This window comes from Sedimenticola thiotaurini (assembly GCF_001007875.1).
Classification (GTDB): domain Bacteria; phylum Pseudomonadota; class Gammaproteobacteria; order Chromatiales; family Chromatiaceae; genus Sedimenticola; species Sedimenticola thiotaurini.
The window spans coordinates 1,122,440-1,136,884 of the sequence record NZ_CP011412.1; the positions used below are offsets into that span (position 1 = coordinate 1,122,440).

18 protein-coding genes are annotated in these 14,445 nt (G+C 54.8%); 3 read left to right on the forward strand and 15 right to left on the reverse strand.

Translation table 11 applies throughout. From position 1 onward, the window contains the following. Positions 1-35 precede the first annotated feature (35 nt). A complete protein-coding gene (clpS, locus tag AAY24_RS04960; RefSeq protein WP_046858749.1) occupies positions 36-356 on the reverse strand; it encodes an ATP-dependent Clp protease adapter ClpS in 321 nt (106 codons plus the stop codon). Between the two features lie 361 nt (positions 357-717). Here clpS and cspD point away from each other — a divergent pair, with 361 nt between their 5' ends. After that, positions 718-930 (forward strand): cold shock domain-containing protein CspD, encoded by a 213-nt coding sequence (gene cspD, locus AAY24_RS04965; RefSeq protein ID WP_046858750.1) that lies wholly within the window; start codon positions 718-720, stop codon positions 928-930. 206 nt (positions 931-1,136) lie between these two features. Here the strand turns inward: cspD and icd are convergent, their stop codons facing one another. From icd to AAY24_RS05010, 9 genes are all read right to left on the reverse strand, one after another. Next, entirely contained in the window at positions 1,137-2,393 is a 1,257-nt protein-coding gene (gene icd, locus AAY24_RS04970; RefSeq protein ID WP_046858751.1) for an NADP-dependent isocitrate dehydrogenase, read from the reverse strand. A gap of 91 nt (positions 2,394-2,484) precedes the next feature. Beyond that, entirely contained in the window at positions 2,485-3,150 is a 666-nt protein-coding gene (locus tag AAY24_RS04975) for an endonuclease III domain-containing protein (RefSeq protein ID WP_046858752.1), read from the reverse strand. After that, positions 3,147-3,992: a 23S rRNA pseudouridine(2605) synthase RluB gene (gene rluB / locus AAY24_RS04980; protein ID WP_046861025.1), complete on the reverse strand. Its 846-nt coding sequence runs from the start codon at positions 3,990-3,992 to the stop codon at positions 3,147-3,149. Before rluB ends, AAY24_RS04975 begins: the two co-directional genes overlap by 4 nt. Next, on the reverse strand, positions 3,982-4,791 hold the full coding sequence (gene scpB / locus AAY24_RS04985) for an SMC-Scp complex subunit ScpB (protein WP_063370444.1): 810 nt from the start codon (positions 4,789-4,791) through the stop codon (positions 3,982-3,984). The genes rluB and scpB overlap by 11 nt, the downstream gene beginning before the upstream one ends. 96 nt (positions 4,792-4,887) lie before the next feature. Next, positions 4,888-5,727, reverse strand: coding sequence for a segregation and condensation protein A (locus AAY24_RS04990; RefSeq protein WP_046858753.1), 840 nt, complete (start codon positions 5,725-5,727; stop codon positions 4,888-4,890). Positions 5,728-5,816: 89 nt separating this feature from the next. After that, positions 5,817-7,034: a tryptophan--tRNA ligase gene (locus AAY24_RS04995; RefSeq protein WP_046858754.1), complete on the reverse strand. Its 1,218-nt coding sequence runs from the start codon at positions 7,032-7,034 to the stop codon at positions 5,817-5,819. Positions 7,035-7,129: 95 nt separating this feature from the next. Next, entirely contained in the window at positions 7,130-7,786 is a 657-nt protein-coding gene (locus AAY24_RS05000) for a site-2 protease family protein (RefSeq protein WP_046858755.1), read from the reverse strand. A gap of 40 nt (positions 7,787-7,826) precedes the next feature. After that, positions 7,827-8,450, reverse strand: a complete 624-nt coding sequence (locus AAY24_RS05005) for an L-threonylcarbamoyladenylate synthase (RefSeq protein ID WP_046858756.1) — start codon at positions 8,448-8,450, stop codon at positions 7,827-7,829. Between the two features lie 42 nt (positions 8,451-8,492). After that, the gene (locus AAY24_RS05010; RefSeq protein WP_046858757.1) at positions 8,493-9,350 is read right to left on the reverse strand and encodes a PHP domain-containing protein; all 858 of its coding nucleotides are present in this window, start codon (positions 9,348-9,350) and stop codon (positions 8,493-8,495) included. A 150-nt stretch (positions 9,351-9,500) separates the two neighbouring features. Here AAY24_RS05010 and AAY24_RS05015 point away from each other — a divergent pair, with 150 nt between their 5' ends. Next, a complete protein-coding gene (locus AAY24_RS05015) occupies positions 9,501-10,058 on the forward strand; it encodes a septation protein A (protein WP_046858758.1) in 558 nt (185 codons plus the stop codon). Next, on the forward strand, positions 10,059-10,358 hold the full coding sequence (locus AAY24_RS05020; RefSeq protein ID WP_046858759.1) for a YciI family protein: 300 nt from the start codon (positions 10,059-10,061) through the stop codon (positions 10,356-10,358). 88 nt (positions 10,359-10,446) lie between these two features. On the opposite strand, the gene moaA is transcribed toward AAY24_RS05020, so the two are convergent. The 5 genes from moaA to napG all read right to left on the reverse strand — a co-directional run bounded on the left by moaA (position 10,447) and on the right by napG (position 14,443). Further along, positions 10,447-11,427, reverse strand: a complete 981-nt coding sequence (moaA, locus tag AAY24_RS05025) for a GTP 3',8-cyclase MoaA (RefSeq protein WP_046858760.1) — start codon at positions 11,425-11,427, stop codon at positions 10,447-10,449. Positions 11,428-11,568: 141 nt separating this feature from the next. Beyond that, on the reverse strand, positions 11,569-12,132 hold the full coding sequence (locus AAY24_RS05030; protein ID WP_046858761.1) for a NapC/NirT family cytochrome c: 564 nt from the start codon (positions 12,130-12,132) through the stop codon (positions 11,569-11,571). 95 nt (positions 12,133-12,227) lie between these two features. Continuing rightward, on the reverse strand, positions 12,228-12,656 hold the full coding sequence (locus tag AAY24_RS05035; RefSeq protein ID WP_052761347.1) for a nitrate reductase cytochrome c-type subunit: 429 nt from the start codon (positions 12,654-12,656) through the stop codon (positions 12,228-12,230). A gap of 48 nt (positions 12,657-12,704) precedes the next feature. Beyond that, positions 12,705-13,631 (reverse strand): quinol dehydrogenase ferredoxin subunit NapH, encoded by a 927-nt coding sequence (gene napH / locus AAY24_RS05040; RefSeq protein WP_335337213.1) that lies wholly within the window; start codon positions 13,629-13,631, stop codon positions 12,705-12,707. Further along, positions 13,628-14,443, reverse strand: a complete 816-nt coding sequence (gene napG, locus AAY24_RS05045) for a ferredoxin-type protein NapG (protein ID WP_335337214.1) — start codon at positions 14,441-14,443, stop codon at positions 13,628-13,630. The genes napH and napG overlap by 4 nt, the downstream gene beginning before the upstream one ends. Positions 14,444-14,445 lie beyond the last annotated feature (2 nt).

A 14,445-nucleotide genomic window follows, 5' to 3' on the forward strand; every position in this document is an offset into this window, starting at 1 on the left:
ACTACTGTTCGATCCATCGGTTCGATCGGAGGACGTCAAGCCTCCTCCAGCGCACAAAGTAACGGGTGCTGGTGGCTGCGGGAAAACTCGTTCACCTGGGCTACTTTTGTCTCCGCCACATCCTTAGTGTAGACCCCACAAACACCAACGCCACGTGTATGTACATTCAGCATGATTTGAGTGGCTTTTTCATGATCCATCTTGAAAAACGTTTCCAGCACCAACACCACAAACTCCATGGGTGTGTAGTCGTCGTTCAATAACAGCACCTTATACATGGGCGGCCGCTTGAGCTTCGGCTTGGAAGTCTCTACCGCAAGCCCGCCGTCATCATATGGGTTGGATTTATCCGTCATAGCCTGATTCTAGTAAAAATTAATGTTGGGTAATATTTTCGGAAGCGTGTTAAGTGGAGGGAATCCCTCCCTGCTCCCATGAGTGTCCTACCCCTGATTATCCCCTATTTAACGACAAATTGATCCTTTTCAACTACCCTATTATTTAACGGTAAAATGGCTAATATTTGACCAACCGTTCCGAGTCGCTATACTAATTAGTTTGAGGGGGGTAGAAGTTTATTTTATGATTGGGTTGGGAATCCTACCCGCTTTACATTCGTAATCTGCATAACTCAACGGGCACCATTAATAATAATAGCCCTACAATTTATGCAGTGACAAACTTGGTCTGTACTGGAGTATTGGAGGAGTACGCGTTATGGCAACGGGCACAGTTAAATGGTTCAACAACGCTAAAGGTTATGGGTTTGTCACGCCTGATCAGGGCGAACAGGATATTTTCATCCATTTCTCGGCCATAAGTATGGATGGCTACAAGACACTCAAGGAGGGCCAGAAAGTTCAGTTTGAACTTGAAGAGGGGCCCAAGGGACTACACGCAGCCAATCTGCAGTCTATTTCCGACGCCTGATTCCCAGGCGTACGTCCCGTACTACCCGCCCCCCATCCGGGTGGTGTAGAACGGTTCTGGCGTACAGCGAGTGTGCCAGTTAGCCACCGAATATCATTATTCGGAGACGTCGGGTTACGCGCTGCATCAATCAGCAACCGGAAACTAAAAAAGCCCGTGGCCATCTGGCCACGGGCTTTTTTACATTTCCATGTCTGACTGCCGAATTACATATTGGCAATCATGGCATCGCCAAAGGCCGAACAACTCAGCAGTGTTGAACCTTCCATCAGGCGCTCGAAGTCATAGGTGACCGTCTTTGCCTTGATCGCACCAGACATCCCTTTGACGACCAAATCAGCTGCTTCCACCCACCCCATATGGCGCAGCATCATCTCTGCTGAAAGAATCAACGAACCGGGGTTTACCTTATCCTGGCCGGCATACTTTGGCGCGGTGCCGTGAGTCGCCTCAAACATTGCCACCGTATCGGACAGGTTGGCGCCCGGCGCGATACCGATTCCACCGACCTGTGCCGCCAGCGCGTCTGAAATGTAATCACCATTCAGATTCAGGGTCGCTATCACGTCGTACTCGGCCGGACGCAACAAGATCTGCTGCAGGAAGGCATCGGCAATCGAGTCCTTGACGATAATCTCTTTACCGGTCTTCGGGTTTTTGAAGCTGCACCAGGGTCCCCCATCGATCTCAACTGCACCGAACTCTTCCTTGGCGATCTCGTAACCCCAGTTTTTGAATGCACCCTCGGTATACTTCATGATGTTACCCTTATGTACCAGGGTAACCGAGGCGCGATCGTTATCGATGGCATACTGCAACGCCTTGCGGACCAGGCGCCGGGTTCCATCACGGGAAACCGGCTTGACACCGATACCCGAGCACTCCGGGAAGCGGATCTTGGTGACGCCCATCTCATTCTGTAGGAAATCGATCATTTTCTTGGCTTCAGCGGTGCCCTCTTCCCACTCGATGCCCGCATAGATGTCTTCCGAGTTCTCCCGGAAGATGACCATATCGGTCAGATCGGGACGTTTCAACGGGCTTGGGGTCCCTTCGTAATAACGAACCGGACGCAGACAGACGAAAAGATCCAGCACCTGGCGGAGCGCCACGTTGAGCGATCGCATGCCACCACCAACTGGTGTGGTCAACGGTCCCTTGATGGATACCACGAACTCCCGAATCGCGTCATAGGTCTCTTCGGGCAACCAGGTATCTCCGCCATAAAGATTGTTGGCTTTTTCCCCGGCAAAGATCTCCATCCAGGCAATACTGCGTTCTCCGCCATACGCCTTCTCCACCGAGGCATCGATCACCTTCAACATCACCGGGGTAATATCGACACCGATACCATCTCCCTCTATGTAGGGAATAATTGGGCGATTGGGAACACTGAGGGAGAAATCAGGATTAACGGTAATTTTTTCGCCGTCTGCCGGAACTTTAATCTTATCGTATGCCATGCGTGTTTCCATCGTTGTCTAAAAAAGGTAATTTTAGCACTGGCCCCAGGGTTAGGCGAAATTTTTTTTCCGACCTTATAGGACAATTGTACTATTTATTCAAATATTCACACTGGATAGCCAAGGTACAGCCATCACACTCCGGTCTGACCCGACATGCCACCTTGGCATGCTGTATGATCAGCGCGTGATACTCACCATAAACCGCGTCTGATGGAGCCAGCTCCTTTTCGAAGCGGGCTCTGAGCTGTTCGTAGCTTTCCGCACCGGATACTAGTCCTAATCTGGAAAAGATTCTGCGGGTATAGGCATCGATCACAAAAACCGGTCTGCGGAAAGCGTAGAGCAGGATGTCATCGGCGGTTTCCGGCCCCACCCCCTTCACCGACAGAAACTGTTCCCGCAACTCGGCAGTGGGCATCGCCTCCAGTTGCCGACAACTGACCCTGTCCAGAAAACGGCAAAGATTTTTCAGACGACTTGCCTTGATATTGAAATAGCCTGCAGGTCGCAGCAGTTGGGCCAACTCCCCATCCGGGCAGGCCAGTATTCGTTCGGCGGCAAGCAGATCTGCCTGCTTGAGGTTCCGAATCGCCAACTCCACATTACGCCAGGCGGTGTTCTGGGTCAGTATCGCACCGACCATCACCTCGAACTCTGTGTCTGCCGGCCACCAGTTTTGTGGGCCGTAGCGCTCCAGCAAACGGCAGTAGACTTGGTGGAGCTGGCCCGATGAATTGGCGCCAACGGCACTCATCGCCTGGATGTGGTCTTGTTCCGGGTGGATCGGGGCTTACCTTTCCTGCCTGGCCGGCGTTTTTTCGGAGCCGGCTCCGGCGCAGCTCCCGTGGCCAGCAGCAGCTCCTGCAACTCCTCTGCGGTCAATGGTCTGTGCCGTCCGATAGCCAGACTGCTATCCAGAAACAGCGGTCCAAAGCGGACCCGCTTGAGCCGGTTGACCTTCAGGTCGACCGCCTCCCACAGCCGCCGCACCTCCCGGTTGCGGCCCTCCATGATCACCACATGGAACCAGCGGTTGCGCCCTTCGCCCCCGGATTCGACGATATCCTCAAAGCGGGCGAAACCATCCTCCAGATTCACCCCGTTAACCAACTGCTCCAGCTTTTCGTTAGTGACATCACCATGAACCCGGACCGCATACTCCCGTTCGATCTGCTGGGACGGGTGCATCAGCTTGTTGGCCAGCTCGCCGTCCGTGGTAAAGATCATCAGACCGCTGGTATTGATATCCAGTCGGCCCACCGCAATCCAGCGACTACCCACCAGTTTCGGCAAGCGGGAAAACACCGTGGGACGACCGGCAGGATCATCACGGGTGACCAGTTCACCTTCCGGTTTGTTATAGACGATGACCTGGGTCTCTTGCTTTTTAAGCCGCCAGGCACCCACCTTGGTTCTACCGATGTAGATGGTATCTTCCGGCGTTACCCGATCACCGAGTTGGGCGGTTCTGCCATTGACCGAGACCTCGCCCGCCTCGATCTGTCGTTCGATTTCCCGCCGTGATCCGAAACCGGCGTTCGCCAGCACTTTCTGTAACCGTTCACCTGGCCCGCGCTGTTGCGGTTTATTCTTCATCTTTTTTCCCATCGAGAGCAGCTGATTCGGAACTGCTATCGGTGTCCGATCCGGTCACTGACTCCAGTTCCGCCTCGGGAGCCTCGGCAGCGGCACTTTCCCCATGCAGGGGGATCACCTCCGCCAGCGGGTCATCGGCAGAGTCAGGCCCATCGGCCGGCTCAGCTTCAGCCCCTATCTCCTCGACGTAGTCAGGGTCTTCCCCATCGGCCATGGGGCTGTTTTCGGTCACTTCACTACCCGGTTCTGCCAGTTCCAGCTCCTGGTTAATGGAGTCCAGATCGCGAATCTGCTGCAGGGTCGGCAACTCATCCAGGCTTTTCAGTCCAAAGTAGTTCAGAAACTCCCGGGTGGTGGCGTAGAGCGACGGTTTTCCCGGCACATCACGGGTCCCGACCACCCGCACCCACTCCCGCTCCAGAAGTGTTTTTACAATATTGCTGCTGACACTGACCCCGCGAATCTCTTCGATCTCACCACGGGTTATCGGTTGACGATAGGCGATCAGTGCCAGTGTCTCCAGTAAAGCACGGGAGTAGCGCGGTGCACGCTCTTCCCACAGCCGGGAGACCCAAGGGGCATACTCTTCCCGTACATTGACCCGGAATCCACCGGCCACTTCGGCGATCTCGATCCCGCGACCGCGGTAATCTTCCGCCAGGGCGGCCAGCGCCTCGCGCACATCCTTCTTTTCCGGTCGCTCTTCCTCCAGGAACAGCTCCTGAAGATGGTCAACGGTCAGGGGACCACCCGCCGCCAACAAGGCAGCTTCCACAATCTGTTTCAGTTTATCCATCATCGGCTTGTCGCTCAGTCCAGCCTTCCGTTATCCGGTTCGGCTCCCACTGAATGGTTGTAATTATCGGTTGAACCGGGTCCGGGCCAGTTCTCTGGTCTAATGTTCCGCCTGGGATACGGCTTTGACATGAATCGGACCAAAGCTCTCCGCCTGGATCAGATCAATCAGGGATCCCTTGATCAGTTCCAGCACCGCCAGGAAGGTCACCACCACGCCCAACCGACCCTCTTCGGGATCAAACAGCTGGGTGAATTCGGTAAAGCTCTCCGCATTGATCAGCTCCAGGATACCGGACATCTTTTCCCGTACCGACAGCGGTTCCATCTGAACCTGGTGATGGCTGAACATATCCACCCGGTGCATCACCTCTTTCAGGGCCAGCAGAATCTCCCGCAGATCCACATCCGGCGGCCGCCGCTGGATAATCCGGTCCGGCACATCGGCTGCGGCCTGAAACAGGTCCCGGCCCATACGGGGCAGATTGTCGATATCCTCCGCCGCCTGTTTGTACCGTTCATACTCCTGTAGTCGCCTGATCAGCTCGGCCCGAGGATCACCCTCCTCTTCATCTTCCTCTTCCTGTCGAGGCAACAACATGCGGGACTTGATTTCCGCCAGCATGGCCGCCATTACCAGGTACTCCGCCGCCAACTCCAGACGGATATTCTTCATCAGATCCACATACTCCATGTACTGGGTAGTGATCTCGGCAATGGGTATGTCCAGAATATCCAGGTTCTGTCGCTTGATCAGGTAGAGCAGCAGATCCAGCGGCCCCTCGAAGGCATCAAGAAACACCTCCAACGCATCCGGGGGAATGTAGAGATCCTTCGGTATCGTCGTCCAGGGAGCCCCCTGTACCACAGCAAACGGCATCTCCTCCTGCTCCGGATGGGGATGGTTATGCAGCGGCAGATTGGTTTCCTTGTCTGACATTTAATTCCTGATTGCAGGGTTTTGGCAAGCCATGATAACCCCATTTAAGGGCTGCCAACACAACTATCATTGTCACTTATTACCGGAAATTAGCGGTAGTTCATGGACATGGCGTGGCGTACCTCAACCATGGTGGACTGCGCCATGTCCCGGGCGGCTTCACACCCTTCCGCCAAAATAGAGCGAACCAGGTCGGGCTGGGCCTCGAATGATTTGGCACGCTCCTGGATCGGCTTCAGTTCCTGTAATACCGCATCAATGATCGGCTGTTTGCACTCGACACAACCGATTCCGGCACTCCGGCACCCCTCCTGTACCCAGGTCTTGACACCGTCACTGGAGTAGACCAGGTGGAACTGCCATACCGGACAGCGATCCGGATCACCCGGATCGGTACGACGCACCCGATTGGTATCGGTCGGCATGGTACGCAGGGACTTTTCGACCACTTCCGGGTCATCCCGCAGGGCGATGGTGTTACCGTAGGATTTGGACATCTTCTGTCCGTCCAATCCCGGCATCTTGGAGGCCTTGGTCAGCAGCGGCTGGGGTTCCGGCAGAATGACCCGACCACTCCCTTCCAGGTAACCAAACAGCCGGTCCCGGTCATTAACGGTGATATTCTGTTGGCTGTCCAGCAGTGCCCGGGCCGCATCCAGCGCCGACTGATCGCCCTGCTCCTGGTAGGCCTTGCGATAGCGGTTGTAGAGCTTGGCGCTCTTTTTACCCATCTTCTTGATCGCCTGCTCAGCCATCTCCTCAAACCCGGTCTCCCGGCCATAAATATGGTTGAAGCGACGGGCGACTTCCCGGGTGAACTCCACGTGGGACACCTGATCCTCACCTACCGGCACCAGTCCCGCCTTGTAAATCAGGATATCGGCCGCCTGCAGCAGCGGATAACCGAGAAAACCATAGGTAGCCAGATCCTTCTCTTTCAGCTTCTCCTGCTGATCCTTATAGGTCGGCACCCGCTCGAGCCAGCCGAGTGGGGTAATCATGGAGAGCAGCAGATGCAGCTCGGCATGCTCCGGCACCTGGGACTGGATAAAAATCTTCGCTTCGCCCTGATTCACGCCAACTGCCAGCCAATCAATCACCATCTCCATGACGCTATCGGGAATGGAACTGGGGTCGTCATAGAGCGTCGTCAGGGCATGCCAGTCGGCCACAAAAAAGAAACACTCATATTCGTGCTGGAGTTCAACCCAGTTTTTCAGAACACCGTGATAATGACCCAGATGAAGACGGCCGGTCGGTCGCATGCCGGAAAGAATTCGGGCATGTTGCGCAGGAACAGAGTTCAAGATTTCTACCTCAAGTTGGTGTTTGTATTACAAAAGTATTTTTTAAAAAATTGGTCTGGATGTGGCATCGCACTGAGTTCAGATTAGCAAACTGTTCAATGCAAGCCCACTATCCAGGTGCTGAAATTTTGTACCAGGCCCACACCAGGTTGCACCACGCTGCCCAGTAATCCACTGAACAGGAGCGCCATCACGATAATCAATCCCCAGGGTTCCAGCCGGGCGTACTGCATCGCCAGTCGAGGCGGCAGCAGAGAAGCGACCACCCGCCCCCCATCCAGCGGCAGAATCGGGATCAGATTAAGCACCATCAGAAAGGCGTTAATCAGTATGCCTGCATAACCCATATAGATCATGGGCAGGGCAAACCAGGCATAGCTGTCGCCCAGAATCACTCCCAGGTGGATCATACCGGCCCAGAATATGGCCATGATCAGGTTGGCACCGGGACCCGCTACCGCCACCAGCGCCATATCCCGCCTGGGATGATGCAGATTTCGCCCATCCACCGGCACCGGTTTTGCCCAACCAAACAGAAAGCCGGTCAGGGCAAACATCCCCAGGGGAACCAAGATAGTTCCAACCAGATCGATGTGGCGCAACGGGTTGAGGGTGACACGGCCCAACAGGCTGGCAGTCTGATCCCCCAGTTTTTTTGCCATCCAGCCGTGCGCCGCCTCATGTACGGTGATGGCGAACAGTACCGGCAGAAACAGTACCGCTATTTTCTGAATTGTGGTTAAACCTTCCATCTATTTAGATATACCTGTCTAGTTATCCACGGCTCCCCGCTCAGGTCTCGAACAGGGAGGTATCGCCCTTGCCGGCACGTACCACAAAGGGCGTATCCCCTTCTATATCCACTACCGTACTATCCTCGAAGCCGCAATAACCGCCGTCGATCACCAGGTCCACCTGATGGCTGAGGATATCCCGCATTTCATAGGGATCGGTCAGTGGCATCTCCTCACCCGGCAGTATCAGGGTGGAACTCATTATGGGTTCATCCAGTTCCGCCAACAGCGCCCGGACGATGACATTATCGGGGACCCGGATGCCGATGGTCTTTTTCTTCGGATGCTGCAAACGCCGCGGCACCTGCTTGGTGGCCTTAGAAATAAAGGTATAGGGGCCCGGAGTGAGATTTTTCAACATCCGGTAGTGGTGATTGTCGAGCTTCGCATAATTGGCGATTTCCGACAGATCCCGGCAGACCAGGGTAAAATTGTGCTTGTCATCCAACCGACGGATGGCGCGAATCCGTTCCATGGCCGCCTTGTCGCCGATATGGCAACCCAATGCGTAGCTGGAATCGGTGGGATAAACCACCACGCCGCCCTGGCGAATAATATCCACCGCGCTGCGTATCAGTCGTAACTGTGGATTTTCGGGATGAATCTGAAAAAACTGTGCCATGAGTGATGAATCGAAAAGATAGATAAAAAGATCGGAATAATATCAGGCCAGCGCCTGCGTCTTGGAGATGGACCAGTCGTGCCAGATAGGCACCGCATTGTCCGGAAGCGGCATGAGCCTGCCCAACTGGGCCCAGGGGGTTTCAGGTCCATGATAATCCGAGCCGACCGAGGCGCACAGAGAGAAATCGCGACTGTGTCGCGCCATAGTAAACACTTCATCCCGGCTGTGGCTGCCCGAAACCACTTCCAGCGCCGTACCACCCGCCTCCTGAAACTCGCCAATCAGCCGCCTCAGCCGGGTTCGGGTCATACCGTACCGGGCCGGATGGGCGATCACCGCCTGACCGCCCGCATCCTTGATCCAACCAACCGCCTGGTCCAGTTCAGCCCACTCTCCGGCCACATGTCCCGGTTTGCCCCGGGTCAGAAACTGCTTGAACACTTTACGCATATCGGCGGAGTAGCCCTGTTCGACCAGGAAACGGGCGAAATGGGTTCGGCTGATCAGGTGGCCATTAGAGTATCCCCGGGCCCCTTCATAGGCACCGGGTATGCCGCTTTTAGCCAGTCGTCGACCGATCTCCTCGGCTCGCCAGTCGCGAAACCGGCGCAATCCGGCCAATCCAGCCTGTAGCGCCGGGTTACCGGGATCAAATCCCAGACCCACAATATGCACGACCTGTCCCGCCCAGGTGACAGAAATCTCCACGCCAGTAACCAGGCAAAGCCCGGCGCTTCGGGCGGCCGCGATGGCCTCCGGCAAGCCCTCCGTGGTGTCGTGATCAGTCAACGCCAATACGTCCACCCCCGCCTCGGCCGCGCGGGCCACCAGTTGGACTGGTGTGAGGGTTCCATCCGAGGCTGTGGAGTGACAATGCAGGTCGTAACAGGCGTTCATCCGGGCATTGTACCCCAAAGCCGGGCAGATTGATTCACCGCCCGGCTCTACAGGTCATCCGGCCCGGAGGGAAATGGACAACCTCTCTGCCGGGACTGGGAATATTTGTGCTATCCTGCCAGCATCTATTACTAGAGCCATTGCATAACCATGAAGTTTTTAAGCGACCTGTTTCCCGTCATACTCTTTTTTATTGCCTACAAAATGTATGACTTTTATGTTGCGACAGCGGTCATCATTGTCGCCACCATCGTCCAGGTCGGTTACAACTGGTTTCGTTACCGGAAAGTGGAGAAGATGCACCTGGTGACCCTGCTGCTGGTGCTGCTGTTTGGCGGCCTGACCCTCTATCTGCAGGATCCGCTGTTCCTCAAATGGAAGCCCACGGTGGTCAACTGGCTGTTCGCTATCGTATTTTTTGGCAGTCACTTTATCGGCAACCGGACCCTGGTCGAGAGAATGATGGGCAAGAGCGTGGCACTACCCGTGCCGGTCTGGAGCAGGCTCAACATGGCCTGGACCCTGTTCTTTGTCGCCATGGGAGCCATCAATTTGTACGTGGCGTTCAGTTTTTCTGAAGACACCTGGGTCAATTTCAAACTGTTTGGGATGATGGGGATGACCATCCTGTTTATCATCCTTCAGGCATTCTACCTGGCCAAATACATTAGCGAAGTAGAGCAGAAAACCACCCCGGAGGAGAGTTGAGTGTTATACGCAATTATGGGTACGGATCGCGAAGACAGCCTGGAAGCCCGCCTGCAGGCGCGGCCTGAACACCTGGCGCGGCTCAAACAGTTACAGAGTGAAGGCCGTCTGCTGCTGGCCGGCCCGCACCCGTCAATCGACAGTGAAGATCCCGGGCCTGCCGGTTTCAGCGGCAGCCTGATCATTGCCGAGTTTGCCAGCCTGGAAGAGGCCAAGGCCTGGGCGGACGACGATCCCTACACCCAAACCGGTGTCTTTTCAGAGATCACGGTGAAACCCTTCCTGAAAGTTCTGCCCTGATCGAACATCAGCCCCACAAAACAAACGCCCCCGAAACGGGGGCGTTTGTCTGTTCAGGTACAGTGATGGATTGGCGGCTGGCCAATCCCTACCCCCCGGTCATGGACATGACCCGCACAACCTGGTCGGGATTGGTGTTGAACTCATGTTTTTCCGGTTTGCGCTGGATGGCCGCCAGGATCTCATCCTTGAGCTGCTCATCAGAAAGACCCTGTCTAATAAGCGGTTTTAACTCCAACTTATCCTGTTGCCCCAGGCAGAGATAGAGCGTGCCCTCGGACGACAACCGCACCCGGTTACAATCCTCACAGAAGTGCTGCGACATGGGGGTAATGAAGCCGATCTTGATACGCTTGTCGACAATCTTGAAGTACTTGGCCGGACCGGCCCCCTTCATGCGGGCCGGTTCCAGCTTGAAGCGCTGTTCAAGAATTTCACGGACCTCATCCAACGGCACATAGCGATCCCGAGCCATCTGCCCGGCCGCGCCCACCGGCATGGTTTCAATAAACCGCAGGGTGAAGCGGTTTTCGATACAGAAATCCACCATATCACCCACTTCGTGGAGATTCAGGTCCCGCATCACCACCATATTGATCTTGATGGGATAGAGGTCAACCCGCTTCGCCGCCATCAAGCCGTCGATCACCTTGCTCAGGTCGCCCTGGGTGATGTGGTGAAACACTTCCGGGTTCAGCGAGTCGAGGCTGACGTTGATGCGTCCTACCCCGGTATCCTTGAGCATCCGGGCGTGCTGCGCCAGATGGGAAGCGTTGGTGCTCATGGAGAAGTCCTCCACGTCCGGCAGCGCCGCAATGCCCCGGACCAACGGCTCAATATCCTTGTGGATCAGGGGCTCACCCCCGGTGAGGCGAATTTTGCTGACACCCAGTTCGCTGAATACCCGGATTAACCGGATGAACTCATCCAGTTTCAGCCGATCCTCTACGTCGGTAAATCCTTTAAATCCCTTTGGTATACAGTAGAAACAGCGAAAATCGCAGCGATCCGTGACTGACAGTCGCAGATACTCGATTCTCCGGCCAAAACGATCAATGAGTTCGTTCATGATTATCAACCCAAAAAATTGAGCGGTAATTGTTTCTTGTTCTCGATTAAAACACAATAACCTGCCGTTCCTATTCGGTTGGCCACAGGCCCTTCAAGTTGGACTTTAGTTGATCCAGGCCAACTAATTCCAACTGGCCGTTCATCCCTCCCCGGGAATGTCTTCTGTCGGGTCATATCCTTCCGGCAGCGAGTGGGCAATTCCTTTATGACAATCGATACAGGTGTAGCCTTTCTCGATCGCTTCGTCATGGGAGTCGGCGCTTCGCTCCTCCTGACGACTGAAGTCCATGGAATCAAAGTTGTGACAATTCCGGCACTCCCGGGAGTCGGTCGCCTGCATGGTGTTCCAGACATTCTGCGCCAGTTCCATGCGCTTGGCCTCGAACTTTTCAGGTGTATCGATAGTACCCATCAGCTTGTGATAGAGCTCGTTACTCGCCTTGACCTTGCGCACCACTTTGTGGACCCAGTCTTTTGGCACGTGGCAGTCGGGGCAGGTCGCACGTACACCGGTGCGGTTGCTGAAGTGTATCGTGTCCTGCAACTCCTGATAGACATTCTCTTCCATCTCATGGCAAGAAATACAAAACTGTTCCGTGTTGGTTGCCTCCATGGCGGTATTGAATCCACCCCAGAGGATAATGCCCAGGAAAACACCCGTCACCAACAGTCCCCAAACGCCACGCTTAGTACCCTTAGTCATCTCTACGACCCCACACTGTTCTCTACTATAGTTGCCCGGAACACCCCAACTCCGTCCGTTTGAATCGGGATAACCTCAATATCCGGCATTTATTGTTATTTCGCGCCTTCAAACTGATTGTTAACAATCGGGTCAGCATTCAGCTGAGGTGCATGGCACTGGTTACAGAAATAACGGCGGGAGGAGACTGTATCCAGCACCTTTCCGTCCCGGCTCACATAGTGTGAATCACCTGCCTTGGGTGCCTTTTTCTGTTTATAAGTCTTCTCTGAATGGCATTTCATACAGGTGTTTATTTTCAGATTGATCTTCTCCTTATCGATCTTGTGCGGAATCATTGGTGGCTGGATTTTGTAGCTTCGATCTACACCGCCCTGACTGATCACCTGTTTGCGCATCGGATATTTATCTGCCCCATCAGTCAAATCACTATCGCCTCGCAACGAAGTGACACCGGCAATGGCACTACCGTTAAACATGAGTGTCATCAGGGTAACCATCAGGGTTACGATTACTTTTTTCATGTCAATCTCCATAAAACTTAAAATGATGATATCCAGCTGCCTGACAGCTCAGGTATTGTCTGTATGAACAGCAGCTCCTGTGCAGTCGTCAGCCTGTCTCACGGATGCGTTCTCTATCGTGTTGTAAAAACGGGTACCAAACTGAAATACATCTTTCCCACACACATCAATACAGCGGCCACAATTTGTGCAGTTAGCAGAGAGTATGACCGGCCCTGTTCCTTTATCCACACCTTGCAAGGCGGGTTTAATCACCTGACTCTCCGGACAGATCACGAAGCAATCCATGCAGTCATCACAGCTTTCCCTTCTGGCAGCAACCACCCTGATTACACTGCCAATACCCAGCAGGCCGTAAAATGCACCCACGGGACAGAGTCTTCCGCACCAACCATTCTTGGTTATGAACAGATCAAACAGGAACACTCCCACAATCAGAACCCACGCCATGCCGATACCGAACACGATGCCGCGAAACAGCATCGACACCGGATTGAACAACTCCCACACCAGTGACCCGGTGATCAGCGGCAGGATCAGCGTCAGTAGCAACATCCAGTAGCGTGTCGATCGGGCCAGCGGGGACGCGGACCTGATGCCAAGCTTCCGACGTAACCAGGCAGCCCCATCTGTCACTATGTTTACCGGACAGACCCAGGAGCAGTAGACCCTTCCCCCCACCAGCAGATAGAAAGCGATCACGATGATTGCCCCAACCACGGCGGACAACTCGGGCGACACGCCGGAAAGTACCGACTGCAACAGGACATGAGGGTCTGTCAGCGGTAGGGTATCCAGCGTCACACTGGCCGCCAGGTTCCCTTTGACTATCCACAGGCCGACCAGGGGGCCAACCAGAAACAGACCCAGCACAGACAACTGACTGATCCGCCGGAGAATCAACCACCGGTGGGCCTTAATCCAGCCCTTGCTGGTGATGGCGTCTGCACCCACGACACTTTTTTCAGCCATCATTGATCCTCCAGTCCCTGATTCAGTCGTTTCAGCGGATCTGAAGGAAACGGTTCTGGTTGCTGATCCGCCGGTTCCACAATCAGACCTCGGCCCTGCAGGTCATAACGCACCCCTTCCGGCAGGTTGTATTGATGTTTTACATCCGGCGTTACCAGTGACTGTCCCGCTTTCTCTTTCTCTTCCCAACCGAGTCGATAATGTCCACCGATCTCCCCTTTCGCCAGATGAATCGGGAACACTTTGATAGCCGCCTCTTCCAGAATGCAGGCTTTCTCACAGAGGCCACAGCCGGTACAGGCAGCGGAATGCACCACGGGCAGAAACCGCGCATGTTTACCCGAACGCGTGTTGTGCTCGTACTCCAGTGAGATCGCCTTGCCCCGGATCGGACAAACATTGAAACAGACTTCACAGCGCAGCCCCTGAAAGGCGATACAGGTCTCCTGATCGACCAGTACAGCAAGACCCATGCGGGCATCAGTGATATCAGTCAACCCATGATCCAGTGCATTGGTCGGGCAAGCTGCCACACAGGGGATATCCTCACACATCTCGCAGGGATCCGTCCGGGCGTAAAAGTACGGGGTGCCGGCCGCCACGTCCCCGCCAAGCTGTCCGAGCGAGAGCATGTCATAGGGACAGTCCCGCACGCACAATCCACAGCGGATACAGGCCCCGAGAAACGCCTCCTCCGGAAGCGCACCCGGTGGCCTGATAGCCATCGCCGGTAACGATTCCGCCTGCTTCGCATAAAAGCCGAGCCCCATACCAATCAGACCGACCCCGCAGGCAGTTTTGAGTGTTTGATTCAAAA

What these genes read in the sequence shown, in the direction of transcription:
- scpB (WP_063370444.1), bottom strand. Translation starts at nt 4,791, where the DNA reads ATGATGGATAAACTGAAACAGATTGTGGAAGCTGCCTTGTTGGCGGCG.
- AAY24_RS04975 (WP_046858752.1), bottom strand. Translation starts at nt 3,150, where the DNA reads ATGAGTGCCGTTGGCGCCAATTCATCGGGCCAGCTCCACCAAGTCTAC.
- cspD (WP_046858750.1), top strand. Translation starts at nt 718, where the DNA reads ATGGCAACGGGCACAGTTAAATGGTTCAACAACGCTAAAGGTTATGGG.
- AAY24_RS04990 (WP_046858753.1), bottom strand. Translation starts at nt 5,727, where the DNA reads ATGTCAGACAAGGAAACCAATCTGCCGCTGCATAACCATCCCCATCCG.
- AAY24_RS05005 (WP_046858756.1), bottom strand. Translation starts at nt 8,450, where the DNA reads ATGGCACAGTTTTTTCAGATTCATCCCGAAAATCCACAGTTACGACTG.
- napH (WP_335337213.1), bottom strand. Translation starts at nt 13,631, where the DNA reads ATGATGGCTGAAAAAAGTGTCGTGGGTGCAGACGCCATCACCAGCAAG.
- moaA (WP_046858760.1), bottom strand. Translation starts at nt 11,427, where the DNA reads ATGAACGAACTCATTGATCGTTTTGGCCGGAGAATCGAGTATCTGCGA.
- AAY24_RS05015 (WP_046858758.1), top strand. Translation starts at nt 9,501, where the DNA reads ATGAAGTTTTTAAGCGACCTGTTTCCCGTCATACTCTTTTTTATTGCC.
- rluB (WP_046861025.1), bottom strand. Translation starts at nt 3,992, where the DNA reads ATGAAGAATAAACCGCAACAGCGCGGGCCAGGTGAACGGTTACAGAAA.
- AAY24_RS05030 (WP_046858761.1), bottom strand. Translation starts at nt 12,132, where the DNA reads ATGACTAAGGGTACTAAGCGTGGCGTTTGGGGACTGTTGGTGACGGGT.
- AAY24_RS05010 (WP_046858757.1), bottom strand. Translation starts at nt 9,350, where the DNA reads ATGAACGCCTGTTACGACCTGCATTGTCACTCCACAGCCTCGGATGGA.
- clpS (WP_046858749.1), bottom strand. Translation starts at nt 356, where the DNA reads ATGACGGATAAATCCAACCCATATGATGACGGCGGGCTTGCGGTAGAG.
- icd (WP_046858751.1), bottom strand. Translation starts at nt 2,393, where the DNA reads ATGGCATACGATAAGATTAAAGTTCCGGCAGACGGCGAAAAAATTACC.
- AAY24_RS05035 (WP_052761347.1), bottom strand. Translation starts at nt 12,656, where the DNA reads ATGAAAAAAGTAATCGTAACCCTGATGGTTACCCTGATGACACTCATG.
- AAY24_RS05000 (WP_046858755.1), bottom strand. Translation starts at nt 7,786, where the DNA reads ATGGAAGGTTTAACCACAATTCAGAAAATAGCGGTACTGTTTCTGCCG.